This window comes from Microcoleus sp. AT9b-C3 (genome assembly GCF_036705485.1).
Taxonomy (GTDB): Bacteria; Cyanobacteriota; Cyanobacteriia; order Cyanobacteriales; family Microcoleaceae; genus Microcoleus.
In genome coordinates this window covers 1-26,809 of record NZ_JAUBUR010000023.1, presented here as the reverse complement: position 1 = coordinate 26,809, position 26,809 = coordinate 1, and the positions used below count along the sequence as shown (strand labels likewise).

Sequence of the window (26,809 nt, the reverse complement as noted above, 5' to 3'; positions counted from 1 at the left end):
TTATTTGCCTTAAATCCGCTGTTCTTTGTTATTTTATAATAATTTCCGCCTCGCGCTCACGCGACCGTTTGTCGGCTCCTTTCTTTTTTGTTAGATTCTACCTTCTACCTTTTCTTTCTTAAATTATGCCGAATCCCTTTTACCTTCTACCTTGAGAGGTCTCTTTCGGAATCGATCGCCGATACATCTCGCACATATGAGCGATCGCGTCAATTAGAGTCAAGCGGTAATCGAGCAATATTTCCTCACTGCGCCCTTCTATTTTTAGCTGTTTAGCAAACTCGTCCATCAATTCCATGTGAATTTCTACAATTTGAGTCACGGGAACGTCAGCAAAAAAAGCCAAATTTACAAATTCATCTATTTGATTGTTGACCGCAGCATCTTGAGAAAAATAATTCAAAACGATGTCGCGATAACTTGACTTGAGTTGTTCCAAAAACTTTTGTTTCTCTGGTCCCGACAGATTTCTCAAAAAAATCTGGGAATTTCTTTTATAATACACACCTAAGTATCCTAATCGCTCCCGTAATTTTTCCGCCAGCCGCCGCTGCTGTCGGCTGAGCAAACTTTGAGCAGTCAATTGGGCTGTCGCATCGATTGTTACGGATTGGTAATTGACAGGAACCGGAGTTGAAAGCTTCAGAAATTGTGCGATCGCCCGATCGATACCTGCAGCTATTTCGCTCGATCGAGCGATTGCCAGTTGCACCTCAGCAGGGTGATAAAAAAAAGCACAGCTTTCGTCTTGACTCTTGTTGGGGGTACTGGCTGCGGCCTCAAAACCATCTGAATATGGTGCTTCGGGCCTGCAATCTTGCGGGTGAGGCGAAAAAATCACAGCAGGCAAAAAGATCGATCGTTCTTGCAGCTTGCCCAGAAGCGATCGCAGATCCCCATCCACCTCCAAAACCAAACAATCAAGGTGATAATTGTGCTTAAGGAACCCCAAAAGCTCCACTGCCGACTTAATGTGCGTTAAAGCATAGCGTTCGCCTCTCAAAAGCTCGATCGCAGAGGCTGCGATTTCCTCAGAGCGGACAAAAATACCGATAGACAGTTGAGGAAGCAAAGCTGTAGGTGCACCACCTAAGTTGCCTGAAAGTGCTGGCTCGCTCAGAGTTGATATCTCCTTTACAAAAAACTTAACATTTTAACAATCATCTCAATATTTATTTTAACCAATCTTAACCGCAAAATAAGTGATGCGCTTCTACCAAAGGAAGAATCAAAGTGTACTCTGTGGTTTTTGTGTCAAGCACCCTGAGCGTGATTTCTGCAATTAAGCTTAAGCCTTAAAATAATTGCTAGTCGCCTCAAATCAGGCGTAGGCATCGAACTCCCCCGTCTCGGTGCAGATATCGAGCCTGATAGCGAACTGATATAAAACAAATAAGATACAGAAATTCGCAGCTACATTGAGCATCAAAAATATTACTGCTCTCGCGAGCAGACTCTCAGGTTTGTTATGCCACTCACCATCCCCAGTCTCAAAAATTTTATCGAGCCAGTGCCGCTGTGCCACCAAACGGCTGCGCTAGAATCGCTGCAGTCAATTTTCAGATCCTGCAACTGCGATCGAGTCGCAGTAGTCAACGAACAGCTACAGCCGCTGGGATTAGTGTACCTCCGCAGCCTTTGGGCTTGGGGAGCCGATCGCACAAACGACGGGCAGCAACCTTTGTCAGAAAGCCCGATCGCGATCGAACCAGTCAGGGCATTACCCGGCGCTATGAGCGTCAGGGAATTCTGGCAGTACCTGCAAACAGAGGAACAGAACACCCCTGCCGGGCAAAACCGCCAAACCGTCGGCATTTCCTCAAACACTCCGATCGCGCTCACAGATGCCAGCGGTCAATTTTTAGGAATGCTGGACAGCCTGAGCCTGCTGCAATTCGCCGCACTCAACAGCAGCTCGCTCTGCCGCCTCACAGAGCCGGCAACAGCCGTCAAAGAAATCGAATTAAAAAAACCAATTTCCGAAGCAATCGCCACGGTCCTAGACGCTCAAGTGCGCTTTCTAGAAGCAGGATTGAAACCTTCGGAAAACCTGAACTCCCTAGTCGAACTACTGGAAAAACTGCCCCTGCCCCTAAGATTGCAAACCCCCACCGCACAAATAGTCAGCCAAAACGCAGCGTGGCGGATTTTGCTGGGAGCAGGCCCAGAACCAGTTCCAGAACCAGCAGCAAATTTGGGTAAACACTCGCCCCGCAAACCAAGCCATTTAACAAGCGAATACAAGAGCGTGCAGTTAGAGGGCATCACCAAAGAATGCAGGAGCCTAGTAGGAGCAAGTAGATCGAGCGATTCCCTGCGGGATAGCTTCGCTTCACGTGATTCAACAGCAGCCACCAGTTGCCCGCTGCCCCTGTACGCTGCCGCCTCCCCCTCAACATTAACCGCAGCAGCTTGGTGCCCCACCGCCGGCAAACCCGATACCTACATTTGCGAGTGCCCCGTACAAAAAGGCCAAGAACGGATCTGGCAATTTGTCAAACAGCCGCTATCAGACCAGCTAATTTTAGTAATGGGCCAAGATGTCACCGAAGAACATTTAGTCGCCAAAGAACTAGCAGCGAAAAACGCAGATTTAATCCACCTCAACCGACTAAAAGACGAATTTTTATCCTGCATCAGCCACGAACTAAAAACCCCGCTCACCGCCGTCCTCGGTTTGTCCAGCCTCCTCAAAGATAAATTGATCGGAGAACTCAACGATCGCCAAACACGCTACGCCAAACTAATCCATAAAAGCGGGCGGCATTTGATGACAATAGTTAACGATATATTAGACTTGACTCGGATGGAAACCGGGCAGCTAGAACTAATTCCCGAACCGGTCGAAATAGCATCAACCTGCCAAAGAGCCTTTGAACAAGCAAAACAACTGCAACAGCAAGAAGAAAAAAACCCTCCCGCCCCCAGCAAAACGGACGGTACAGAAAACGCAGAACCCTCGACCCAAATAGAGTTTACACTCGAAATAGAACCGGGACTGAGCCACTTAATTGCCGACGAACTGCGGCTGCGGCAAATGCTGGTTAACCTCCTTTCCAACGCCCTAAAATTCACCGAACTCGGCGGCAAAATCGGATTAAAAGTAAATGTTTGGGAAGGCTGGATCGCATTCACTGTTTGGGACACTGGCATCGGCATCCCCGCCGAGAAACAGCACCTCATCTTTCAGAAATTCCAACAGCTAGAAAGCCCCCTCACCAGGCGCTTTCAAGGAACCGGACTGGGACTGGTACTGACTCAACGCCTAGCTCGGCTCCACGGCGGAGACGTTTCGTTTATTTCCTCAGAAAACCAAGGCTCTCAATTTACCCTGCTGCTGCCACCAAATCCTCCGGGAAACAGCAGCGAAGAAGTCTCGGCACCAGGAGCCGCTGAGGAAGAATTATTACAACCTCAATATCCGACTCTGACCGCCAATTCTCGCTCTCGTTTAGTATTAATAGTCGAAGCAGTTCCCAAATATATCGAAGATTTAACCAACGTCATCTCAGGTTTGGGCTACCAAGTAATAGTCGCCCGTTCCGGCACCGAAGCGGTGGAAAAAGCTCGCAGGTTCAGTCCCGAAGCGATTTTCCTCAACCCGCTGCTGCCACTGCTGTCGGGTTGGGACGTGCTGACGCTGCTCAAGAGTGACCCGGATACCCGATCGATTCCGGCGATCGTCACGGCCACCAGAGGCGAAAAAGAACGGGCCAGTGTCAACAGAGCCGAAGGCTTTTTGAGCTTGCCGGTGGAAGAACCCGCTTTGCGGCGGCTGCTGACAGACTTGATCGGCCACAGTAATGCCAGTACAGGCAAAGTGAAGAGTTCTTTAACCGTGTTGTGGCTCAGCCCGCAAAACAGTTCGTCTCACGGTTCCGCTTTACTGCTCAACCCCAACTACTGCCGCGTTTTAGAAGCAGACGACCTCGGCCAAGCAGAACTCGTGGCCAGAATTTGGCGGCCCGACGCGATCGTCTTAGACGGTACAAGTCAACTGCAAAACCCCTTAGCTTTTATCGAACAGTTAAGTCGGTCTCGAAATTTGGGTTCTCTCCCCTTGGTGACTTTAGACCCTCCAACTACCCAACTGGCAAATCAAGTCAAAGGATTGTCGGTATTTCCCTGTTTAGCCACTAGCAGTCCCGACGACAGTGAAACTTCACCAACCGGGTTAATGCCAAGTGCTTTGTGGCAAGTGATTCAAGTTGCTGCGGGCATGAGTTGGAAGCCCAGCATTTTATTTGCCGACATTTCGACTTTACCCGATTTGCACTCCTCTTCTGGGCGAAACCCAACGACGGAAGAATTGGAACATTGCGATCGATCGACAAATGCCGAGATTCCCCTCCCCAATTCCCAGTTTTCTACTCCTAACTTTCAAGCTTTGATTCAGTACATCCACACAGCAGGATTTCGAGGGTCGATCGCTCAGAGCTGGACAGAAGTTTTGCAGCAGTTGCAATATCAAAGCGTTGACTTAGTTTTGCTGTGTTTGCGAGATGCCCCCTCAGAATCCCCCGCTATGTTGCAGGCGCTATCGAACCTGCGCCAAATGGCAGTAAAACTGCCAATTTTAGTCTGGGATTATCGGTCTGCTGTAAATTCGGAATCCGAGGCGATCGACTTTCTACTGCAAGAAGTATCTGCCAAAATTTTGCCTTCTTCCTTATCGGCAGCACAATTGTTAGACAAAATTCAACAGAGTTTATTAACTCATTCAAGTTCATGAAAATGAATAAGTGGCCAGGTTTGTAGTGAGGAATTAACTCGTTTCTCAACCCGTAAAAATCAACTATTATTTATGAGGAAAAACAGAATTTGGCAACTCTTTAACTGTCAACCGCGAAGCGTTATTTGTTAAGTCAGTCAAGTTTATAATAACTCATAATTTTGCCTGTTTTTAGTGAGATTATCAGTCGTCTCTAAAACAGTGAATAAAAACGACTACCCTGAGTGTAAATATAATTTGAGAAGTATTTAAATGAAAACCCAGAAGTGTTGCGAGTCAAGAAGCAATATCAAAACTCAAAAATATGAGTTATTATAGGCGATCGAGAAACCCTTATATTTTTTTCTGGGGCTGTACAGTGCCTAATCGCATTCCTTTAATATCTCTGCTACTCGCACTCGGTTTGGGGGCAATGCCCGAGCCTGCTGCCTGTCAGGCACTCCTGCCTTACACCCTGCAAATCGACTCGGCCCAACTCGAACAAACGGCCTTGAGCCTTGCAGAAGAAGCCGTCCAGCTAGCCAGACTGCAGCAGTACCAACTAGCGGTACCTAGAGCCGAACTCGCCACACAGTTAGCCCCCAAAAATGCTCAAACTTGGACTTTGTTAGGTAGCTTGTACCTTCAAGTCGAGGAGTTTGACAAAGGCATTGAAGCTTTGGGGCAAGCTCAATCTCTGTCGCCAGAAAATCCATCAATTAAATTTGTCTTGGGAGAAGCTCACTTTCGGAAAGCGAACTACGAGAAAGCAGTCGAATATTTGCAAGCAGGGTTAAAGTTAAAACCAGACACTCCAGGTGCATTATTTGATTTAGGCAATGCTTTTTATAAGTTGAAGCGGTTCGATCAGGCGATCGCCCAATACGAAAAAGCCTTTGCTTTAGAAAAAAACCTGTGGCCGGCTATTAACAATATCGGATTAGTCAAATACGAAATGGGAGATGTTGATAGCGCCATCAAACGCTGGGAACAAGCGATCGCGATCGACGACAAAGCAGCCGAAGCAATGCTAGCTATAGCAGTAGCATTGTATACAAAAGGCGACAAAGCAAAAGGCTTCGCGATGGGAGAAGCAGCTCTGAAACTTGACAAACGCTATGCTACCGTAGAATATCTCAAAGAAAACCTCTGGGGCGATCGTTTAATCGCAGATACCCAAAAGTTGCTAGCAACTCCTGAAATGAAAGCAGCACTGGCTAAAATTCAAGACACCCCACCCCCTGCCCAAATGTCGCCTTAATTGTAGTTAAGTTGGTAGTGAGGACTTCAGTCCTCAAAGCCTTTTTTAACTGATCACCAACTATTTTATTCAGGACTAAGACCAAAAAATAGTTGAATGCGCTATGGGTAGGGGTAAGGTGCGCGCACATCGCACCCTACAGATAGAGTTGGTGCGTAAGTTCTATTATTTCCACAAAGCAGTTTCTGTCTTCAATTCTCCAATCTAAAATCTAAAATCTAAAATCTAAAATCGCATGACCCCCCTAAGCTGGACAGAATTAGAAGCCCTCACAGACTTTGAAGTCGATCGCACAAACGGCCCCACCAACGCCCAATCCCGGTTGCGCCTCTTCGGCAAAACCGAATCCGATGTGCGAGTCACGCTGTACCGCGATAACCATGCTTGGTGTCCCTACTGCCAAAAAATCTGGTTGTGGTTAGAAGAAAAACAAATCCCCTACCGCATTGAGAAAGTTACTATGTTCTGCTATGGGGAAAAGGAAAGCTGGTACAAGCGCAAAGTGCCATCGGGAATGCTACCGGCGATCGAACTAGACGGCCGCATCATCACCGAAAGCGATGATATCTTAATCGCCCTCGAACGAGTCTATGGCCCCTTGGGTTTGGGCATGGAAAACCCCGCAGTGATTCCCCTGCGGCGATTAGAACGACTGCTATTTAGAGCCTGGTGCTCTTGGCTGTGCTACCCAGCAAGTTCAGCAAAAGTAGAACAGCACAACCGCAACCAATTTATCAGCGTCGTCGCCCAGGTAGAAAAGGCTCTCGCCAGCACTCCGGGGTCTTATTTCCTCGATGAATTTGGCACGGCTGATGTGATCTTTACGCCCTACGTCGAACGGATGAATGCCAGTCTTTACTACTACAAAGGCTACTCGATGCGGGAAGAAAACCCGCGCTTTGCTGACTGGTTTGCGGCGATGGAAACCCGCCCTACCTATCGCGGCACTCAGAGCGATTTTCACACGCACGTCCACGATTTACCGCCTCAGATGGGCGGGTGTTATGAAAACGGCGAACCTCAGATGCTTCTCAATAAAGCCCGCGTGGATAATGGGCCTTGGGCTGGACTGCCGGATGTGATGTACCCTGAACCGGAAACCTCCCGCGCTGAAGCACTCCACCGCGTCATTAAGCACCACCGCAACATCGTTCGAGTCAATCCTGCTGATGACAACTTATTCGATGAGGCTTTGCGTTGTGCTTTAACTTTGATGATGACTGGCGAAGTTTGTACGCCGCCTGCTGGTTCTGATGCGGCTTTGCGGTATTTGCGCGATCGGGTGAATGTGCCCCGCGATATGTCGATCTACGCCGCCAAGCGGCTGAGGGAAGCGTTGGAGGAAACGGCGGCTTTGGTGGGTGATGGCCAAGGTTCTCCGATTCTGCTGAAGCATCGGCGAGATCAAGATCCGGCTAATTTTGTGTAGGATTCTAGGGCGATCGGAATCAGACAAAATCGGCGTTGCTGCTGCTCTACTTCATCAGCTTGCTATCTGCTCGATCGATGTGCGACCAAGGGTAGTATTAAAAGTGGCATAAATAATATGAAAGTATCTATCTCTTTGCCTGATGAGCTAGTGCGTTACATTGACGATCGTGTAGAAAATCGCAGTCGGCTAATTGAGCTTTTATTGCAAGCATGGCGCAAACAACAAGAACAGCAGGCAATGGTAGAAGCCTGTTTATTGCTGGATGAACTGAGCGATGAATTAACCGATGAGGATGAAGCATGGCAGCAAGCAGCGATTACCGACTGGGAAGCATCTGGCTTGTGAATTTCGATCCTTGAGTCGGTACAGAAATCCGCAAGAGTCGATCGGCCGTAATTATTTCAGGAACTGCTTTTAATCAACGCAGTAAAGTCACAGTTCTGCCCATCACTTCTGCTGTTCCAAACGAGCATTTACGACCCATTGTTTTGCCAGTAATTCCTTCGACTCTCAATGGTCTGAATACCGACAGTTTTATCGTGTGCGTCGATCCGATGACGTTTGATAAACGCAGACTTGTGCGCTGTCTTGGGCAATTGGAGTTGCAACAAATACCAGAAATTAAACAGATTTTGGCTCGATATTTAGAACTTGAAGAGTAGGGGAATGCAAATGCTGGGGCGTGACAAATATAGCATCGAGTGACGCAGGATTTTTGGAGTGTTAAAATTTTTCCTACATTGCGGCCTTTGGCATCAGTGTAAGCGGGATCGAAAACGGGAATTTGGATTTTATTTCTGTGAACATTGTGGCGACCATGAGTTTATTTATCTTCATATTTGCGGTTTAAACTATAAATATGTGACTCTATTGTTGGCATCAATTCGTATATATTTTAACTTTTGGAGTTGAGATATTATTTTTTCTTGTTCCGACTCAGAAATTCCGCCTTGAAATTGAAACATGGCGGCGATTGAATTCTTAAGTGAGCTTATTTTGGTGGGCTTTAACTTTATGAGCCTTTCAAAAACATATTCAACTACTTCCGAACTATTTAGAGGTTTCGAGAAGTCTTTCGGGTTCTCTTCAATTCCGTGTTGGGCGTTTTGAGTTTCTTCTTCTTTTCTGGCTAGCTGTATCAGCAGTTGCGCCAAACGCAACTTGTCCCTGTATCCAAGCTGCTGGCATAAGCCAGCTATCTCATCATAAGTCATCACAACTTTCATTTGAAAATTCTCATCACGGGATAACTGCCGCTGTTTAGCCAATTCAGGATTTGACATAAAACAACATTGAATTCATTTTTCCATCTTACCACTGCCGCAAAGATTCGACTAAACCCTCCAACTCCTTTGCATCATCGCAGCAAATTCGATAAACCCGATCGCCCCGCCGCCGACATCTACCTGCAACTCGTCAAAAAACACCACGGCCCCAAATCCACAGAAGGCATCGCCCCGCACCCTCACGGAACTCAAAATCTACTCTCGACTCCTAGAGTGGGAGAAACACCCCATCCTCATTTTCTACGAAGATGCGATCGCCGTTATCCAAGGTTTTAGCCAAACTTTTCTGGATGCCCTCACACGCTTTAAAGCTTGCCGCAATCTTTGCATATACGCATAAGTTTTAATCTTCACCATCCACCGATTATTAGCATTGCCACCTCCCTGGCAACCGCCAAGACCGTAAGGACGTTCTAGAGCGCTCAAACAATTGCCTGGAATTGTATTTTTACATCGACTTCTTCCTTCTTCCTTCTGCTATAAATCCACTCAGAATGTTAATCACGTTAATTTGTCTAGTTTTTTATAATCGCTAAAAAGTTAAGCTTTTAAGCTTAACTTTTTAGCTGATATCTAAGCAACCTCTACGAACACACCGCTGCGAGCAAACTCCTCTTCTTCAGGAGTGAAGACGGGAGCTTCATCCACAAGGTCAGGGTCAAAGTAGTATGTCTCTTGTAGGAATTGTCCCGTGACGATCGCCTCCTCCAACTCTTTGATGTAATCTTGGGCAACTAAGCAGGCCTCCTTGATGCCTTCCTCATCCCGCTTATCCAACAGCTTTTGCAATGTTGCTCTCACCCCTGTCAGTCGTGCCGCAGGCTTGAGCATACCGTAGAGGCGGTACATTCGATCGGTGGCAATGCTAATGTGTTTGAGGGCCTTGGCTCGTGCTAGCTCAGAGTCAATGCTGGGCCAATAACGAGTGGTATAAAATGCTTTCTCATCCTTGTGATACCACTCTTCCGATCGCGCAATTGATGAAGAAACAGTGTTGTGCAGCTTCCAGAAGAATAAGCGCAGGGAATCGCCATCTACTACGGTGGAAAGCTTCGCCTCCATTGATACCTCAAAGTTATTCAGACGCGGGTCGCGGCCAAGCACGAGGTACTCCACAGGGTACATTTCCACCTCTTTATTCTGCACCACGTAGGCGTTGAGGTGGTGGCGGCAGTAGGGGCAGGGATACATAGTGGCAAACAGTTTGAAAAAGTCCTTGAAGATTGCCACCAAAGTTTTTTGCTGTTGGGGGGTCTTGGTAGAGACGATTTCAGCCGTAGTGTGGAAGAAACGCCACACCGCAGGGCCAATATAGTAAGGGAAGCTGACGCGCATTTGTGAATTCTTTACTTCACTGCGATCAATATACACGTCGATGAACGATACATATTGCGAAAGTTCGCCAGACTCGCGGCCAAACTCCAAGCGTTCGCGGCGTTTCTGTACCCCATTCAGGTAGTTGTGCGTCAAGCGCCATGCCTGTTTAAGCATCAACTTCTGTTTTGGAGCGCATTTGGGAAAGCTTTCTACAACATCCGCCCCATACCGCCCAAATTCCCCTGACGTTTTAGTCGCTTCGTACCACTGGTTTAAAGCTGCTTCGTCTGGCACCGTGTTCAAGGGGATGTCTGCTGCTGTGCTGACGCTGAAGGCAGCCAACAGCTTCGGCATAAAGTCTTCATACCAATATGCCACTGGCATCATCGCACCATCGATTTCCTCTGAGGCATCCGAGAGGATGACGCGGTTCCACTTCTTCAGGTACTCTTTTGGATCTCCTTCTGATTTGGCTGGTGGCGGTGCCATTTCCTCACTCAGTTCCATTTTTCTCAATCGGTTGAGTTCGTTGATGGCAAGCACACCCTCGGCGATGTCACGCAAGTTGAGACTTTTCTTCTTGATGGTGATGGCAAACTCGACTCCCGCGGCAAACTTTTCCTTGGCAGTTGCAGACTTACCTCGCGCCTCCAACATGGCTTTTTGTTCGGCCAACATTTCTGGAGTTTTTTCTATAGTCTTCCAGTTTTTGATGCGATCTTGTAGTCGGGCATATTCATCTTCGATCGATTTCACTACTGCATCAAGTACAGGGTTGCACGCAGACTCTACTACACCCAATCCTTTATAAAGCGCGATCGCAGTCCTGACAAATTGCACAAAATCAACGATTCTGTATGGCAAGTTTCTCACGCGCAGGTGAGTCTCGTGGTTCGCCGAAAAACTCTCGCGGAAGCTGCGGTAGGCTGCTCCCTGGATCAGGCGAAACAAACCAATCTGCATTTGCAAGCGGGACGTACCGCGCTTCTTCTGGGCTTGTGGGTGTTGCGCGAGTAGTTCTTTTAGCCGCGCTATTTCTGGATTGCTATGAGTGGGTGCTTCTTCTAGATTAGGTTCAATAGTGGCAGAAGCTGCCTCGTTGATAGCAGTTGCTGTACTTGCGATCGCAGCCGCTGTACTATCTGAAATCTCGGTTGTCTGTGTACTGACAACCGGAACCGGCGAGTCTTGATATCCGGTTGCGATCTCTGACTCATCGGGTACCAGTTTGCAGAATTCCTTAAAGTCAATTGAGGCATCGCCGTCATGGTCTACTTCTTTGATGATCTCGTCCAGTTCTTGGTCTGTTAGCCCAAACTGGCTCATGACGCCGTGCAGTTCGTCTCTGGTGATTTGACCGCTGCCATTCTCATCAAATACACTAAATGCTAGTTTGAGACGACTCTGGCGATCGCCTTGCTGGGACACCAGCAGTGCTTTGAATTCCTCAAAATCGATACTGCCCGACAAGTCTACATCCACTTCTTTGATCATGTCGCGCAGCTCGGTTTCGTTAGGACTCTGGCCTAACGATCGCATCACTTGACCCAGTTCTTCTGATGAGATAGCACCGCTCCCGTCCGCGTCAAATACTTGGAACGCTTCCCATAACTTTGCCACATCTTCTTCAGTCATGGCTTTTTTTTCAACCTGCACAGATGTCATAACTAAATCTTCCCGGATTTTTTTATTGGCTGTCTATTGATTATGACCAATATACTTTAATTCCTAATGACTTACGCAACGATATTGTCAAATGCAAGGAGGTTGCCGATATCTCCCACTTTGGCTTGTGACAGTTAATCTATCAGTTTGATATTACTCCCAGTAATTTTCCCAATCATCCTTAAAAGCTTCCCGCAATCTCTGCATATACGCATCAGTCTTAATCTTCACCATCCACAGATTATTAGCATTGCGGCCTCCCTTGCACACCACACCTTCATCTACACCGTATTTCCCCTTGCGAAGATCGTCCATAAACTTGCCAGTTAATTTGCCACGATAAATCACTCGCGCAATATTTAAGTTACCAAAATCCTGAATAAACCGATCGGGAATAACCATACCGCGATCGGTTTCCACATCAAAAAGCACCAGTTGTTTGCGATCGTCTTTTTGGTGCATTCCCGCAAACGAGTTAGCACCAAAAAACTCTGTAAACACAGTAATTTCAGCGCAGTGATACTGTTCGTTCTCTCGAAATATAGACTCTAAGGGACTAGAAAAGTCTCTTTTAAATATTTCCGGTGCTGCTTCTAAACCTGGATGTGCAGCATTAAATTCTGCAATTCCCATCTCATCCAAGTCAAATCTACTGCGGCGCGTACCAAAAGCATACCAACCAAGTTCGACTTCCCAAACCCAATGCAAATTAGTGCCATCGTATTTCTCAAAAGCTATACATTGTTCATTAGGGCAATTTTTACTAGCGGGAATTTTGGGATAGGCAAGTTGAACTCGTGTCATATAGAGGAAGGAAGAAGGAAGAAGGAAGAAGGAAGAAGGAAAGGGTTTCTAACAGTTTCCCCCCTTCCCCTTCTTCCCTAAAAATCTCTCAATTGAGCAGTTTGAACCGCAAGTTCTTTAATCTGGGAACCGCGGCGCACTTTCAGTTTCAGAATTTGACCGATTGTGCTGTTGTCCACCAAACTTTGCAACTGTTCGGCCTCAGTCACTCCCTCACCGTCTATTTGAACTATCACATCCCCTTTGCGAATCCCTGCTTTCTCAGCAGGCGTATTTGGCACAACTCGCATCACTAACACCCCTTGGACTTCCGGCACAATCAAAGGAGCGTTGGGGTCAGAATTATTCTCTCTGGCCATTTCAGGAGTCAAAGCAATCATCTGAATCCCCAAAAACGGATGGCTGACTTGTTCTCCCTTGGCTAACTGCGCGTAGATGGCCTTGGCTTTGTCGATCGGAATCGCAAAGCCAATACCCATTGCATCAGCTCGAATCGCCGTGTTGATGCCAATCACTTCTCCTCTGCTGTTTAACAGCGGGCCGCCGGAATTGCCGGGATTGATGGCGGCGTCGGTTTGAATGAAATCGAGCCGCTTGTCGGGAATGCCGACGGCTGCACTGGATCGTTTGAGGGTGCTGATAATGCCCAAGGTGACGGTGTTGTCAAATCCGAGGGGGTTGCCCACGGCGATCGCCCAATCTCCTACTTTCACCGCGTCGGAATCTCCCAAGGTGGCAGTCGGCAAGTCTAATTGCTTAGTATTAATTTTGACAACAGCCAAATCTGTTACTTCGTCAGTACCTTGCACTTCTCCTGGAAATGTCCTGCCGTCGTTTAAGGTGACAGTCACTCGATCGGCTTTGTCAACTACGTGAGCGTTGGTTAAAACAATCCCGCTTTTGTCAATAATGAAGCCGGAACCTTGACCGCGTAAGCGTTCTTGTCTGGGGGTCATGCTCCGTAAATCTTCTCCTAAAAATCTACGGAAGAAGGGGTCTTCCATTAAAGGGTCGAGGTTGCGGCTGACAGTGCGCTCGGTATCAATGCGGACAACTGCCGGCCCGACTCGATCGACTGCAGCCGTCACAAAACTGCCGGTATCCCCTGGCAGTTCCCCGCCCCGCAGCGCTAACAGTTGCGGATTCGGGAGAGTGGCTGCGGAACTCTGAAACTGTAAGTTAGGGGGATTTGTGAACGTCGCGGCGGCAGCGGGTGCAGCATTGATTGCTAACGCACTCAGGGCGATCGTCATTCCTAAAATTAGGGCGAACCAACGAGCACCCGTTCGAGGTGCGGGGCGAAAAAACTTAAATAGTCGCATAGCGTCAATCTTTGTTAGTCTGGGTTAGTCTGGTAAAGGTGTGCGATCGTGCGGGCTCAATAATCTGCCACTATGAAGATCCTAAATATATTTTGACAGTTACAATACATGAGTCACGAGCCCGCACAAACTCAACCTATTCTGAATTCTAACTTTTAAAATTTCCCTCGTAACTCCAATGATTCTATCTGATACTTCTACTGACAAATCCTTGCCCTCAACTTCCCACCACCATCACGACGCTGAATCAGCCCACCCTCACCATCACGATGAAGAATCGATGCGGCGGCTGGTAAATCGCTTGTCTCGGATTGAGGGACACGTCCGAGGTATTAAAACAATGGTGCAAGAAAACCGTCCTTGTCCCGAAGTTCTCGTGCAAGTTGCGGCGGTTCGAGGCGCGCTCGATCGCGTGGCGAGAATCATTCTTGACGAACATTTAACTGAGTGCATTGCCAGAGCCGCTCAAGAAGGTAATATCGATACGGAAATCGAAGAGTTGAAAGCGGCTTTGGATCGGTTTTTGCCTTAGTCGCTGCCAATTTTTACATCGATATAACAAAACTTGCAAATTAGAAAAAACTTGCAAGTTATGATTTATGACGCTTTTTTTGAGCATCTTTCACAAACAGGGGAAAAGCATCAAATCTTCTCCCCCTCACCCCCATTGCCACAACATATAAGTTATATGCTCCGCAGTTTATGAGAGCGAGTTTTGTTAAAAAAGAATTTGTCAGGTTTGTCGTGATGACGCAAATCCTCAAAATCTTCAAAAGCTGACGGCAAACAATTAGATAATCGGTGCTTAATCCGACTTGGTATGAACTGTCTAGACTTTCGTCAGCTTGGCTTTTAGGTGGTATCTGACTGTTGCGTAAACTGCTTTATAGGAAGCTTCAATGCTGTATTCCTGCTGCAACCACTCTTGAATCTCTCCATAGCTTTTAAAACCTTCCTGGGGGTCGCTGAGGCGCATTGCCAAACTAGCGCGGGCCAGAGGAGGAATGGCCGGCTTACGGCCGCCGCTGTGCTTTGTTTCGAGGAGTCCTTCGAGTCCGTCAGAACGGTACTTTCTCAGCCACCGCTGGACTGTAATTCGATTGACCCCGATCGTCATTGCCAATTCTTTAACTGTCTTAACATGACAAATTTTGAACAGGTAAAGTGCTTGAATTTTTTGAAAGCCGCTTGCCGTTTTTTGTTCAGTTAACAGGTTTTTTAGCTCTTCACTTGTCTCTGTGATGCTAAGTTTACATACTCCAGCCATATCAATTACCTCACGATTCGCGTTCTACAATACCTTTTTTTGACAAGGGAGCGAAAGCTGCTCCTATCCTAAATGCTGACCCTTTGTTTGCCCTGAAGCAATACAAAAGCGATCGTTCTCATTAAACTTTTTCCTTCCTGGAGGCACTCAGACGCTCAGGAACGAGATTATTTTAACCTGGAGCAAGGTTGCAACGATTTTTTTGGGTAAAAAACCCGGTTTCTGGGTCAGTTTTGTATTTGATGGACAAGCGTCATTGCTAATACTGATAGCCGTTAACCGAGCGACTGTAACATTAGCGGCAATAGGTGACTCTTAAGGAATACCATTTATTCTCTTACTGTTAAACATCTATCATGGTTTTCCTGGTATTTATTGGTATTTTTTGCGAACGTATGAGCGATTTTTAGTCATTAGGTGCGAGCAAACAAGCGAATGTCTGTACACCAGCGATCGCATTTTTATACAGACATTCCCCTAGTCCCCGAAGTGCATTTTTGGCTTTCGCTGTGCGAAAAATCCTTAGATATCAGCACTCTCATCGGTCAGAGCGGGTAGCGCCGAGTGACGTTGCAACCGACTTTCTTGCCGCGGGCAAGTATCTGTGAAACTACTGGCTTGATCGCCTGAGTAAAACACGACGAGGGTGGCATTGTCAATTTCTCAGCCTTACAGTATAAGTATCGGCTATTTTTGCCCGCCTGCTGTGATCGAAAGGGGGGTTTCTATGTGATCCTACTAAGCTTGCTTTGTGATCTTGGTCACATTACTACTCAGTAAGCTCAACTATCCAGAAAAAGTTATGGGTTAGCTCGGAGTTTCCACGTAGAATCTTTGGGATTTAGTTAGGAAGTGCGATCGAAGTTGTTGTTAAAATTTTTTAAAAATATTTCTTAGCCAAAGGGAAAAGATAATGCAGCTTTGTCTTTCACCCTCACCACACTATCTAATTGATACTCAAACCTTGCATATTGAGGGAAGTTTCAGGCTAGTGTGAATATTTCAGAATCTAAAATTGCAGAACATCCGGTGCAACCAGCTTGCTGACAGTATTCTTCATTTAAAAGGTGTAGAGAAGCCACAATGAACGTTGACGAACTGCTCAAGCTATACGCAATAGGAGAAAGAAATTTTAGCGGGGTCTACCTGCACGAGGTCTACCTCTACGAAGCAGAATTAATTGGAGCCAATCTGTATGAAGCCGACCTGATAGGAGCCAATCTCAGCAAAGCGAAACTCAACAGAGTCAACTTTGGCAAAGCCAATTTGTCCAAGATTAATTTGAGCAAAGCAGACTTAGGTGGAGCCGACCTCACAGAAGCACTTTTACTTGAAGCTAACCTGCATCGAGCTGAGTTGATGGGAGCGAACCTCAGCAAAGCAGACTTGAGCGGAGCTTCCCTGATCCAAGCAACTTTAATTGGAGCCAACATATCTCGGGCCACACTCAGCCGTGCAGACTTGCACGGAGTAAATCTTTACGGAGTAAACTTGCGTAGGGCGGTGCTCACAGAATGCGATTTAATTGGCGCAAACTTGAGCAAAGTAGACCTTAGCGGAGCCGACTTAATGGGGGCGAGTCTAATTAGGGCAGACTTGACTGAAGCGATTTTAAGTGCGTCAGACTTAAGCGGAGCAAACCTGTTGGGAGCAAACCTTACAAAAGTTAACCTGAGCGGAGTATATCTTAAGGGTACAACGATGCCCGACGGCACGATTCACGACTAATTTATTTGTTAATTTTTATGGTTGCCGAGAACAGCGGCTAAAGGGTAATGAGGTTTTCATTACCCTAATTTATTGGCAGCGAAATCTTTATTTGACACTCAGGTAAGACCGAGAACTTCAATGTAGGGTGCTGATGGCGCACAGAACTCCTACATACGGCGAGTCAAAAGATTTGTTGGGTGAACTTGTGTTATGGTGATTTTCAATTGCTTGGATAAAAGCTATTTTAGATTTAATATTTTGGATTTTGGACGGTTAAAATGAAACTTAGAATCCTCGCTGCTGCAACGCTGCTGAGCGCGATCGCCCCGATCGCTCCTGCACCCGCCGAGAACATCCAACACACGCAACAATTACTAGCCACCCGACAGTGCCCCAACTGCGACCTCAGCAGTGCAGGCTTGGTTTTAGCCAATTTAACAGGAGCCAATCTCAAAGGTGCTGACTTGAGGTTGGCTAACCTCAGTCGAGCCAACCTCACTGGGGCTGACCTCAGCGGTGCCAACCTCAGTGGCACCAGCCTGTTTGGCGTCAACCTGACAGGGGCGAACCTCAGCGGTGCAAACCTCAGCGGTGCTGACTTGAGAAGTGCCTATCTCAGCGACGCCAATTTGCAAGGCGCTAATTTAAATAACGCGCAACTGCTCGGAGTTAGAGGAATGCCAACCAATATCGGCACGGCTGAAGACTTCTACCGGTTGGGAGTGCTGGAAGCTCAAGCAGGAAACTACAGAAACGCCATTGATTATTACAATCAAGCCCTGAATCTGAAATCGGATTTAGCAGCCGTTTATTTTGCGCGCAGTATGTCTCGCGCTGACTTGGGAGACTTCGCCGGCGCGACTCAAGACGCCGATCGAGCAAACAAACTCTTTGCAGATCAAGGAAATCCCCAAGGTCAGGAATTGTCAAAGCAGTTAGCCGAAGCCATTGTTGCGCGCCAAAAGCCTATGGAGCCCCGCACGGGCGGCGGTGGCAACTTTATGAGTCTTCTGGGTTCGATCGGTTCTGTGCTGGTGAAGCTAATCTTGCCTTGACGGTTGCCTAATTCAGCGGAATCTCGATCCAGAACTCTGTACCATGACCGGGTACAGAAACACACTTAAGTACGCCTAGGTGTTTCTCAACTACAATTTGGTAACTGATAGACAGTCCTAAACCCGTGCCCCGACCTACGGGTTTAGTAGTAAAAAACGGATTAAATATGTGAGAGATTAACTCTTTGGGGATACCGTGACCATTGTCGGCAATGCAAATTCCTACCGTTTTTTCATCGATTAATTCAGTGCGAATCCGAATGCAGGGGGATGGGAAATCAGGAATCAAACACTCGGTGGTGGCATTTATATCTCCTGACTCGATAGGCAGCATTTGGGAGCTTAAATGCGTCGCCGCTCCACTTGCCGCTTTAAAGGGAAGATTCATAACTCGCTCTTTTTTTCCCATTTCTAGGGCGTCAAGGGCATTACCGATCAGATTCATAAATACCTGATTGAGCGAGCTGGCATAGCATTCTACTAAGGGCAAATTGCCGTATTCTTTAATGATTTCTACGGTGTTGTGCTCAGAATTGGCTTTGATCCGGTGCTGCAAAATCAACAGGGTACTGTCTATGCCATCGTGAATGTCAACGGCTTTTTTCTCGGCTTGATCGCTCCTGGAAAAATTACGCAAAGATACAACTAACTGGCGGATGCGTTCAACTCCGACTGTCATGGAACCCAAAATTTTTGGCAAATCTTCGGCAAGAAATTCGATGTCGATTGCTTCGGCACATTCGCTAATTTCTGGGTGGGGAGTGGGGTAGTGCTGGCGGTAGAGTTCCACCAAGCAGAGTAAATCTTTGGTGTATTCGCTGGCGTGGGACAGATTGCCGTAGATAAAGTTAACGGGGTTATTGATTTCGTGGGCGACCCCCGCCAGGAGTTGTCCGAGACTGGACATTTTTTCGGTTTGAATCAGTTGGGCTTGGGTATTGTGCAGTTCTGTGACTGTTTTAGCTAGCTGTTCGGCTTTTAATCGATCGGCAGTTGCTGCATTGAGACTTTCTTGATAAAGTTCTGCTTGATGAATGGCGATCGCAGCTTGAGCAGCTAAATGTTGCACCAATTCCTGTTCTGCTGTTTGCCAAACTCTCGGCCCCGAACACTCATGGGCAATCAGCAACCCCCACAATTGGGAATCTTTGCCTCTCATCGGCACAATTAAACTTCCTCTCACCTGCAACTCTTCCAAAAATTCGCGGTGACAGGGTGTTAAATCCTCAGTATAAATATCATTAATTGCTCGCACCCGTCCGGCTCGATAAAAGCAGTCTGAGCCTTCGGGAAAGCATTCTTGTGGAGATGTGATACCTAAAATGGACGACCACTCGCCGCAAACAGCTTCGACAACTACCTCGCCCTGTTTCTCTGCTGTAAATTGGTAGATTACCGTGCGATCGGTATCCAACAAAACTCTGACTTCTCGCACAATAGTTTGCAGTATGATTTTTAAATCTAAGGTGCTGCGAATCTGGTCTCTAACTCGCGTCAATACTTTGGCAAAGTCCAAGGATTGTTGCAATTGAGCGGTACGTTCTTGAACTTGGCGCTCCAAGTTGGCATTCAGGGTTTGCACTTCTTTATAAAGAACGTACTGCCCAATTGCCGAACAAAATTGGCTGCCTATAGCTAAAGCTTGCTCAATTTCCTCGTACTTCCACTCGGGCGACTGACCTTTTTTTATTTCTCGCCAGACTTCAAAGGATTGTCTGGGAAGGGTTTGTGCCACGCTGCTGTCAAACCGCCCCGCCCACATTTTTTCGGTATCAATTGCATTGCGAAAAATGGTCAAACAGCCAACTACTTGTTGTTTGTACTGGAGGGGAATTACCAGCAAACCCCTAATTTTAGTAGATTGGAAAGAGGGAACTAAAACTCTAAATAGAGGTTCTTTGTATAAGTCAGTAATTATCAAAACTGGAAATTGACACTTAGTAAAATTTGAAATGTTGGGAAGTTCTTCAGTATTTTTAAATCCTTTGGTTAGCCATTTCTGCCAGAGGGGATGAGCTTCGATCGCCTTAACTTTTTCCCAATTGGGAAGTGTCGGTTGCTCTCCTGTGGTGAACAGTTCAAAGGTAGCATCGCGGTGGGTCGGGGCAATTGCCAATTCTCCTTCAATCTTGGGAGCGGATAACTTTTCACCGTTGATTTTCGGCTGGTTGAGATAGAGTCTGCCACCGCTGCCGCCCAAAGCGGTGACGGTGGCTTCTAAACCCTGTTGCAGTTGAATGTTGACGTGACCGTACAACAGGGCTGCTATGCGGCTCACGGTAGCTTCGCGGGCGGCTTGAGAGCGGGTTTGCTGGAGGAGAAGTGCGTGGGCGATGGCGCTAGACAATTGATCTGATACGAGCTGAACTACTTCTAAATCTGCGGGTGAAATATTGAGGGGCGCGGAGTGGTGGGACACTAAAAGTCCCCACAGTTCGATGTGAATTTTTTGATTATTTCCTGGCTCGTATCGAGTCAGACACGTGGCCGCCTCGCAGATATCTGTTTTGCTGTTTTCCGACGCTATCCTGCGGTGCAAAATCGGTACGACTAAGGAAGATTGCACTCCCATTGCCATCAGGTAAGCTGTGTGGCAAGGATCGAGCGATCTGTAGTGCATCTCTTCCTTTACTAAAGGTTGACCGGTGTCTGCAGCATCGAGGGGACTCAGGACGATCGTCCCTGAGTTAACATCTATTATTGTCCGCTGGCGCAAAGTGACATACATCTCCCTGGCGCTGGCGGGAATGTCGTCTGCTGGAAAGTGCAGGCCTTTCAAGGAAGGGAGATGGTTGTTATTAATTGACTCAGCAACAACTTCTCCACTGCCGTCAGCACTAAACCTGTAAATCATAATGCGATCTGTTTTCAAAAAAGACCGCACTTCTGCTACCGTACTGGTTAAAATATCTTCTAATTCTAGAGATTGGCGGATGCGTTCTGTTATCCGCCGTATCAAAACTTCTCTGTCTAGTTTATAATGTAATTCTTGCGTATTTTCTCTGAGTTGCATAAATCTCCTTTTGTACTTAATACAATGATAATAAGAAGTTTTGAGGTGCTGTGGTCGCGAGCCTACTCCAATGCCTCACCCTGAGTTTTTGACTCAACCGATCTGTACAATTAATGGCTAGCGCACCGTTGAGAGACGACGGTGTATCGCCTCTGGCGCACTGGCGTAAGGAAAATCTGCGATCGCGCCAGTTTAATCCTTGCCTTCAACAGGCAGAGCGAGTTAAGCAAATAATTATTATTATTTTAATGCTCTTATAAATTTCTCGCAATCTTAAACTTTCACTATGAGAATTCTTCATTGTTAGGATAACTTGACATTTGTTGTATAACTTCATATAATGATAATTAACGAAAGAATTTGAGTTTCTATCAGCGCGCAAGGCGCTGACTAATTTCTTGGCGCACGCTCATCAGAATTTTACCCAAATGATTTTGACCGGTTCGATCGCAGCCACACCCCCAGTAGTAATCCGTTGGCGAATCCTCGACAATCACTCGATCCCCTGTGGCGAGGAGAATAGCTTGAATGTCTGTATGAGTGAGAAACTTAGTTAAAACTGCTTCGCGCATAATGGGAATTTTCACCACTTCCCAATCAGCGCGAATCCGGTGGTTCGGATCGCGACCTAATTTAGCTGCTTCTTGAGGAGTTGCTACGGCTTGAATCGCCGCGACTAATCTTTTATCAGTGGTGACAAATTTTTGGGCTTGATAGTAATGTTCCACAGTCAACCAATATTGACCGTGCAGAGAAATGTCATGTAGTGAAAAATTAGAAAAGCAGCCGTAAGGCTCCTCTACTTTATAAAAGTAAACTATCATTAGATTTGAGATTTTATATTTTACAGGATGTAGGTAGAATGTAATTATTTAAGCTGCCCCTGAAGCGCCTTACCGCGCTCTTAGTAACGTGTCAAACCACTTGTTGCCTCCAGGAGTATTTGAGATTGATTGTATAAGTAGCGCGGGGCTTGTATTAAAAACTCCTCGCATAGACTTTATTTAAAATAGCAGGTACGCTTTTAAACCCAGTTTATTGGAAAAAAGCGGGTTGGGCAAGTAAAAATCTAGGAATTAACTGGCTTTCTGAGGAATAAGCTGTTGTGCATTTAAGTTTTGTGTTGAGGGCGGGCTTTCCTGCCCACTCCACAAGAGTGAAATTTTATTGAGCCATGCAATTTAAAGGCGGATTAGCTTAGTGCGTAATTCCTATTTTTAAATTAAGGATTAAGAATTTGAAATCAAGAATAAGCAATGGGGATTTAAGAGTATTTATTATTCCCTCTTCCTTCATTATAAAACGGCCTCAGAAGAATGAAAAGCGCGGTTAGCGATATCGGCATAAGCTGTTCGCTACACAAAATTTTGCTGAGCAACTGAGTAGTCCTCGGAAATTGGAGGCCCGCTTGATAAACAGCTCCTGTAAACTGATAGAAGGCTCTGGGCAAGCGACTAGCCCAAACCATATCAGTGTTGCATTCTTGGGCGATCGATTGAGTGTACGGCTCCTTAGCGTCGTCGGCACCCCAAGAGCTCGATCGATCGCCTCAGCAGCCTTAAATCCGCTAACAATGGCAGGACTAATTCCTTCACCGGACAACTGGTAATGGGTGATTGGTCATGGGACAGGAGGAATTGGTAAGTTAATGAGTGTTAAATCTTGAGTTTTTAACTCACAACTGACAAATCATTAAGCGTTTGCTCGTTGTTCGCGGCCGGATCTCGGCAATCTCAAAACTATTCCTATTCCCCCTGCCAAATTTCCGATTCCCTAAACAGTCGTGATATCTTTCTCTTTCGCTGCCAGAACTTCTTCTATTTTGCCAATGTACTTGTCCGTCAGCTTTTGAATTTTATCTTGCAAGTCGCGGGATTCATCTTTAGAGATATCGCTGCTTTTTTCCTGCTTGCGAATCGAGTCAACGGCATCGCGGCGGATATTGCGAATTGCAACTTTACCTTCTTCAGCAAACTTCCCGGCCATTTTGACAAATTCTTGGCGTCTGTCGCTCGTCAGCGGCGGAATGTTCAAGCGAATAACTGAACCGTCGTTGTTGGGAACGAGTCCTACATCGGACAGGGAAATTGCTTTTTCGATCGAGGTCAGCGCTGTGCGATCGAACGGTTGAATGGTGATCGTAGTCGCATCCGGGGTGCCGATGTTGGCAAGGGATTTGATCGGAGTTGGAGAGCCGTAGTAGTCTACCATGACTCGATCGAGGAGAGAGGCGTTGGCCCGTCCCGTCCGAATAGTATTAAAAGACCGTTGAGTAGCCTCAACTGCCTTTTGCATATGATCTTCTGCGTCAGCTAACTTCACAAAAACCTCCGACAAGAGTTCCAATAGATTCTCCCATTACAGCTCGGTAGATGTTGCCCGACACCGAGAGGTCAAATACCATAATAGGAATATTATTTTCTTTGCAAAGGGCGATCGCCGTACTGTCCATCACCCGCAAATCTTGATTCAAGACGTGGGCATAGGTGAGGGTTTGATACCTGCGCGCGTTGGGGTTGAGGTGGGGGTCGGAATCGTACACCCCATCTACCTTAGTAGCTTTAAAAATCACCTCTGCATCAATTTCCGCCGCCCGCAAAGCGGCTGTAGTATCAGTAGTAAAAAAAGGGTTGCCAGAACCGGCACCGAAAATCACTACTCGTTTTTTTTCGAGGTGGCGAATTGCCCGCCGCCGGATGTAGGGTTCAGCTACTTCTTGCATGGCGATCGCCGATTGCACCCTCGTTGGCACTCCTGCTTGTTCAAGGGCATCCTGCAAAGTGATAGCATTCATCACCGTAGCAATCATGCCCACATAATCAGCCGTTGCCCGATCCATCCCTGCCGAAGCAGCTTTCACCCCGCGAAAAATGTTGCCGCCACCGACAACAATCGCGATTTGAATGCCTTGCGAGACGACTTTGGCAACTTCCTGGGCGATCGACTGAACGACTACCGGATCGATGCCGTAGCCCAAGCTACCCATAAGCGCTTCACCGCTGAGCTTCAGCAAAACTCGCTGATAAACCATCCCCATGCCGCCACTATTTTTTTACTCTTTTTGCCTCCACCATAAGATAGCAGTACGGGTGCATTTTGAACATCAATTGCCCGGAACAGGCATCCTGCTTTTGCTGCCAGAGAATTTGTTTGTGGCGTGGGCTGCTAGGTGAACAGGCAAGATGCCTGTTCCACAACCGGATTAATTTTTTCTCAGTGAATGCTAGGTGAACAGGCAAGATGCCTGTTCCACAACCGGATTGATTTTTTGTGGGGAGTAGGGGTTGGGCTTCTAGCCCGCCCCTAAAAGAATCAATCCTTGGGGACGAAATTAAGAGCAGCAGAATTCATGCAGTAACGCTGACCGGTAGGTTTGGGCCCGTCGTTAAATACGTGACCGAGATGAGCGTCGCAAACAGCGCACAGTACCTCTGTTCGGCGCATGAACAAGGTGTTATCCGACTCGCACTTGACATTTTCTTCGCTAACGGGAGCGTAGAAACTCGGCCAACCGGTACCGGAATCGTACTTGGTTTCTGATTTAAATAGCTCTGTGCCACAGCAAATACACTTATAAATTCCGGTTTTTTTGTTGTCGTGATATTCGCCGCTAAAAGCTCTTTCCGTTCCTTTTTTGCGGGTGACTTTAAACTGTTCTGGCGTGAGTTGTTGTTGCCATTCTGCGTCGGTTTTTTTAACTTTTTCAGTCATGATTTGAGGTTTGGTTAAGATGTATTTAGCTGTTGAGTGTTGACGGTTAACTGTTGAGTGTTGACGGTTAACGTTATATTGCTAGTTAACTCAGGCTTCCATTAATATTAACCTAATTGGCTCGAAATGAACATACCAGGGAAAAGGATTGTCCTTAATAGCCCTCCACTTTTCCTTGAAAACTTCGGCTTGCAAGTGATAATCTTGGGAATCATTGGGAGGCGAGTGCAATTTGAGATATAATGTCACCCGGTGCGGAGTTTCCACAGTCGAGGCGATCCAACAAGCAAAAGTATTTTCACGATCGCACCCGCTAACAAAACTCAGTTGATGAGCCCGAATTCCCACAGAAACTAAAGATTTGGGAATTGGTTCGACTACAGTCAGAGTACAGCCCCAGTCGATCGCCTCCACGACAGTTACGGAGATCGGTTTAGCTGCTGAGAAATTCTTGCAGCCCGTCAACTGGGCGACAGTGAAATTGCCAGGGCGATCGAAAATGTTTTCTTTGGTATCAAAGGCGATCGGTCTGCCCTCGGCCAACACCAACAGATTTTTGCACACCCGGTAAACTTCCTCTAAATTGTGGCTGACAAACAAAGTAATTCCCCGATAATTAGCCAGAGTCTGCATTAACTCGCGTTCCAGTTGACTGCGTAAGTGAGTATCCAAAGCAGAAAACGGTTCGTCTAACAGCAGCAATTCGGGAGAAGGGGCGATCGCCCTCGCCAAAGCCACCCGCTGCTGTTGGCCCCCCGAAAGTTCGTGCGGGTAGCGGTTTTCCAGTCCCGACATTTGCACCGAAATTAGCTGTTCTTTTACCCGAAGTTTTTGCTCGCTTTCAGATAAATGCTGCAAGCCAAAGGCAATATTTTGAGCCACAGTCAGGTGAGGAAATAAAGCATAGTTTTGAAACAAAAAACCAATCCGGCGGTCTTTAGAAGCTACATTAATACCCTGTGCTGAGTCAAATAAAACCCTGCCATTGACTGCAATTTTACCGCTGCTGGGAGTTTCCAAACCAGCGATGCAGCGCAGAGTCATACTTTTTCCAGAACCCGACGCGCCCAAAATTCCCAGCACTTCCGGGCCGATATCGAAACTGACATCTAACGCCAAGCTGGAGAGAGGTTTGAAAATGTTTAAACAAAGTCCGCTTTCCGGTTGTTTTTTTTGGGATTTTGTGGTAAAATTAGACGCGAATGTAGGAAGATTTGATCGCAGTCTTTGGCTCGAATTCGGTTTGGGCGATCTCCTTTGTAAATCAGTCCAAAAATTAACAGCAGTGAGCATCGTCAAAGAAATACTCAGAATAATCAAAACCCAAATAGCAGCTTGCCCCATATCCCCTGCTTCCACAGCAAAATAAATTGCCATCGGGATAGTTTGAGTTTGTCCGGGAATATTCCCCGCTAACATCAACGTCGCGCCGAATTCACCCAAAGCGCGAGCAAATGCGAGAATAGTTCCTGCTAAAATTCCCGGCCATGCTAGCGGCAACATAATTCGCCAAAAGACTTGCCACTCCGAGGCTCCCAAAGTACGGGCTGCATTGAGAAGATTGGCATCAATTTGCTCAAAAGCTCCCAAAGCAGTTTTGTACATGAGGGGAAATGATACAACTGTGGCAGTAATGGCGGCAGCTTGCCAAGTGAAAATTATAGTTAAGTCGAATTGTAGCAAAAATTGCCCGATCGCCCCATTTCTACCAAACAGCAGCAACAGCAAAAATCCCACTACAGTCGGCGGCAAAACTAAGGGAGAAATGAAAATCCCTTCAATCAAAGCTTTACCTCTGATGCGAGTTGAAAGCATCCACCGGGCGACGGCTATTCCCAGGAAAAAGGTAATAAATGTCGCAATAGCGGAGGCTTTTAGAGATATCCAGAGGGGAGAAATATCAAATTCCATAAATCCTAGGGACGGGTTTCACCAACAATAATTGCCTCAAACAAATAATTTCCTAAACCCGCCCCCACACACAGATAAATCAAAATGTATAATTTTGGGATTCGCTCGTATGGGCGGGTTTTACCAACAATCTCCGGCTAATACCAATAATCTCGTAAACCCGCCCCCACTCAACCGCCAATCGAAATGTACCTCTTTGAATACACAAGGTTATCTGTTGTGTGAGGGCGGGTTTATATAGATTGTTGGTGGGAATTAGATATTGTTGGTGAACCCGCCCCTTGTATCTTAAAAGAGTCAGGCGATTGAACCGGAGACCGCAGGCTATAGAACCGCAGACACGG

22 protein-coding genes are annotated in these 26,809 nt (G+C 46.8%); 10 read left to right on the top strand and 12 right to left on the bottom strand.

Going from position 1 to position 26,809, the window contains the following annotated elements; genetic code table 11:
* Positions 1-139: 139 nt before the first annotated feature.
* Positions 140-1,072 carry a circadian clock protein KaiA gene (locus tag QUB77_RS20020; protein ID WP_333180395.1) on the bottom strand — a complete coding sequence of 311 codons (933 nt, stop codon included), beginning with the start codon at positions 1,070-1,072 and terminating at the stop codon, positions 140-142.
* Positions 1,073-1,468: 396 nt separating this feature from the next.
* On the opposite strand from QUB77_RS20020, the gene QUB77_RS20015 reads away from it, so the two are divergent.
* The 5 genes from QUB77_RS20015 to QUB77_RS31835 all read left to right on the top strand — a co-directional run bounded on the left by QUB77_RS20015 (position 1,469) and on the right by QUB77_RS31835 (position 8,066).
* The gene (locus QUB77_RS20015) at positions 1,469-4,732 is read left to right on the top strand and encodes an ATP-binding protein (RefSeq protein ID WP_333180394.1); all 3,264 of its coding nucleotides are present in this window, start codon (positions 1,469-1,471) and stop codon (positions 4,730-4,732) included.
* Between the two features lie 358 nt (positions 4,733-5,090).
* Complete coding sequence (locus QUB77_RS20010; RefSeq protein WP_445251782.1) at positions 5,091-5,972, top strand: tetratricopeptide repeat protein; 882 nt, start codon at positions 5,091-5,093, stop codon at positions 5,970-5,972.
* 235 nt (positions 5,973-6,207) lie between these two features.
* Positions 6,208-7,401 (top strand): glutathione S-transferase family protein, encoded by a 1,194-nt coding sequence (locus QUB77_RS20005; protein ID WP_333180392.1) that lies wholly within the window; start codon positions 6,208-6,210, stop codon positions 7,399-7,401.
* 117 nt (positions 7,402-7,518) lie between these two features.
* On the top strand, positions 7,519-7,749 hold the full coding sequence (locus QUB77_RS20000) for a ribbon-helix-helix domain-containing protein (RefSeq protein ID WP_333180391.1): 231 nt from the start codon (positions 7,519-7,521) through the stop codon (positions 7,747-7,749).
* Positions 7,750-7,775: 26 nt separating this feature from the next.
* A complete protein-coding gene (locus tag QUB77_RS31835) occupies positions 7,776-8,066 on the top strand; it encodes a type II toxin-antitoxin system PemK/MazF family toxin (protein WP_445251781.1) in 291 nt (96 codons plus the stop codon).
* A gap of 189 nt (positions 8,067-8,255) precedes the next feature.
* Here the strand turns inward: QUB77_RS31835 and QUB77_RS19995 are convergent, their stop codons facing one another.
* Complete coding sequence (locus QUB77_RS19995) at positions 8,256-8,687, bottom strand: hypothetical protein (RefSeq protein WP_333180390.1); 432 nt, start codon at positions 8,685-8,687, stop codon at positions 8,256-8,258.
* Between the two features lie 73 nt (positions 8,688-8,760).
* On the opposite strand from QUB77_RS19995, the gene QUB77_RS31830 reads away from it, so the two are divergent.
* Complete coding sequence (locus tag QUB77_RS31830; RefSeq protein WP_445251780.1) at positions 8,761-9,030, top strand: NACHT C-terminal alpha/beta 1 domain-containing protein; 270 nt, start codon at positions 8,761-8,763, stop codon at positions 9,028-9,030.
* A gap of 233 nt (positions 9,031-9,263) precedes the next feature.
* On the opposite strand, the gene QUB77_RS19980 is transcribed toward QUB77_RS31830, so the two are convergent.
* The 3 genes from QUB77_RS19980 to QUB77_RS19970 form a co-directional block, all read right to left on the bottom strand.
* Positions 9,264-11,672 carry an EF-hand domain-containing protein gene (locus QUB77_RS19980; RefSeq protein WP_333180387.1) on the bottom strand — a complete coding sequence of 803 codons (2,409 nt, stop codon included), beginning with the start codon at positions 11,670-11,672 and terminating at the stop codon, positions 9,264-9,266.
* Between the two features lie 153 nt (positions 11,673-11,825).
* A complete protein-coding gene (locus QUB77_RS19975; RefSeq protein ID WP_333180386.1) occupies positions 11,826-12,476 on the bottom strand; it encodes an RNA ligase family protein in 651 nt (216 codons plus the stop codon).
* A 77-nt stretch (positions 12,477-12,553) separates the two neighbouring features.
* Entirely contained in the window at positions 12,554-13,798 is a 1,245-nt protein-coding gene (locus tag QUB77_RS19970; RefSeq protein WP_333180385.1) for an HhoA/HhoB/HtrA family serine endopeptidase, read from the bottom strand.
* 178 nt (positions 13,799-13,976) lie between these two features.
* Here QUB77_RS19970 and QUB77_RS19965 point away from each other — a divergent pair, with 178 nt between their 5' ends.
* Complete coding sequence (locus tag QUB77_RS19965) at positions 13,977-14,330, top strand: metal-sensitive transcriptional regulator (protein WP_333180384.1); 354 nt, start codon at positions 13,977-13,979, stop codon at positions 14,328-14,330.
* Positions 14,331-14,627: 297 nt separating this feature from the next.
* Here the strand turns inward: QUB77_RS19965 and QUB77_RS19960 are convergent, their stop codons facing one another.
* Positions 14,628-15,065 (bottom strand): helix-turn-helix domain-containing protein, encoded by a 438-nt coding sequence (locus QUB77_RS19960; protein WP_333068711.1) that lies wholly within the window; start codon positions 15,063-15,065, stop codon positions 14,628-14,630.
* 435 nt (positions 15,066-15,500) lie between these two features.
* On the opposite strand from QUB77_RS19960, the gene QUB77_RS19955 reads away from it, so the two are divergent.
* The 3 genes from QUB77_RS19955 (at position 15,501) to QUB77_RS19945 (ending at position 17,830) form a co-directional block, all read left to right on the top strand.
* Positions 15,501-15,623 (top strand): hypothetical protein, encoded by a 123-nt coding sequence (locus QUB77_RS19955; RefSeq protein ID WP_333180383.1) that lies wholly within the window; start codon positions 15,501-15,503, stop codon positions 15,621-15,623.
* Positions 15,624-16,148: 525 nt separating this feature from the next.
* Complete coding sequence (locus QUB77_RS19950) at positions 16,149-16,793, top strand: pentapeptide repeat-containing protein (RefSeq protein ID WP_333180382.1); 645 nt, start codon at positions 16,149-16,151, stop codon at positions 16,791-16,793.
* A 260-nt stretch (positions 16,794-17,053) separates the two neighbouring features.
* Positions 17,054-17,830: a pentapeptide repeat-containing protein gene (locus QUB77_RS19945; protein WP_333180381.1), complete on the top strand. Its 777-nt coding sequence runs from the start codon at positions 17,054-17,056 to the stop codon at positions 17,828-17,830.
* A gap of 7 nt (positions 17,831-17,837) precedes the next feature.
* Here QUB77_RS19945 and QUB77_RS19940 read toward each other — a convergent pair whose 3' ends face one another.
* From QUB77_RS19940 to modB, 6 genes are all read right to left on the bottom strand, one after another.
* Complete coding sequence (locus tag QUB77_RS19940; protein ID WP_333180380.1) at positions 17,838-20,843, bottom strand: GAF domain-containing protein; 3,006 nt, start codon at positions 20,841-20,843, stop codon at positions 17,838-17,840.
* 371 nt (positions 20,844-21,214) lie between these two features.
* Positions 21,215-21,667 (bottom strand): NADAR domain-containing protein, encoded by a 453-nt coding sequence (locus tag QUB77_RS19935; RefSeq protein ID WP_333180379.1) that lies wholly within the window; start codon positions 21,665-21,667, stop codon positions 21,215-21,217.
* A 949-nt stretch (positions 21,668-22,616) separates the two neighbouring features.
* A complete protein-coding gene (gene frr / locus QUB77_RS19930; RefSeq protein ID WP_333180378.1) occupies positions 22,617-23,165 on the bottom strand; it encodes a ribosome recycling factor in 549 nt (182 codons plus the stop codon).
* Entirely contained in the window at positions 23,152-23,880 is a 729-nt protein-coding gene (pyrH, locus tag QUB77_RS19925) for a UMP kinase (protein WP_071884014.1), read from the bottom strand. The genes frr and pyrH overlap by 14 nt, the downstream gene beginning before the upstream one ends.
* Positions 23,881-24,155: 275 nt before the next feature.
* Positions 24,156-24,554 carry a peptide-methionine (R)-S-oxide reductase MsrB gene (gene msrB, locus QUB77_RS19920; RefSeq protein ID WP_333180377.1) on the bottom strand — a complete coding sequence of 133 codons (399 nt, stop codon included), beginning with the start codon at positions 24,552-24,554 and terminating at the stop codon, positions 24,156-24,158.
* Between the two features lie 90 nt (positions 24,555-24,644).
* Entirely contained in the window at positions 24,645-26,465 is a 1,821-nt protein-coding gene (gene modB / locus QUB77_RS19915) for a molybdate ABC transporter permease subunit (protein ID WP_333180376.1), read from the bottom strand.
* Between the last annotated feature and the right edge of the window lie 344 nt (positions 26,466-26,809).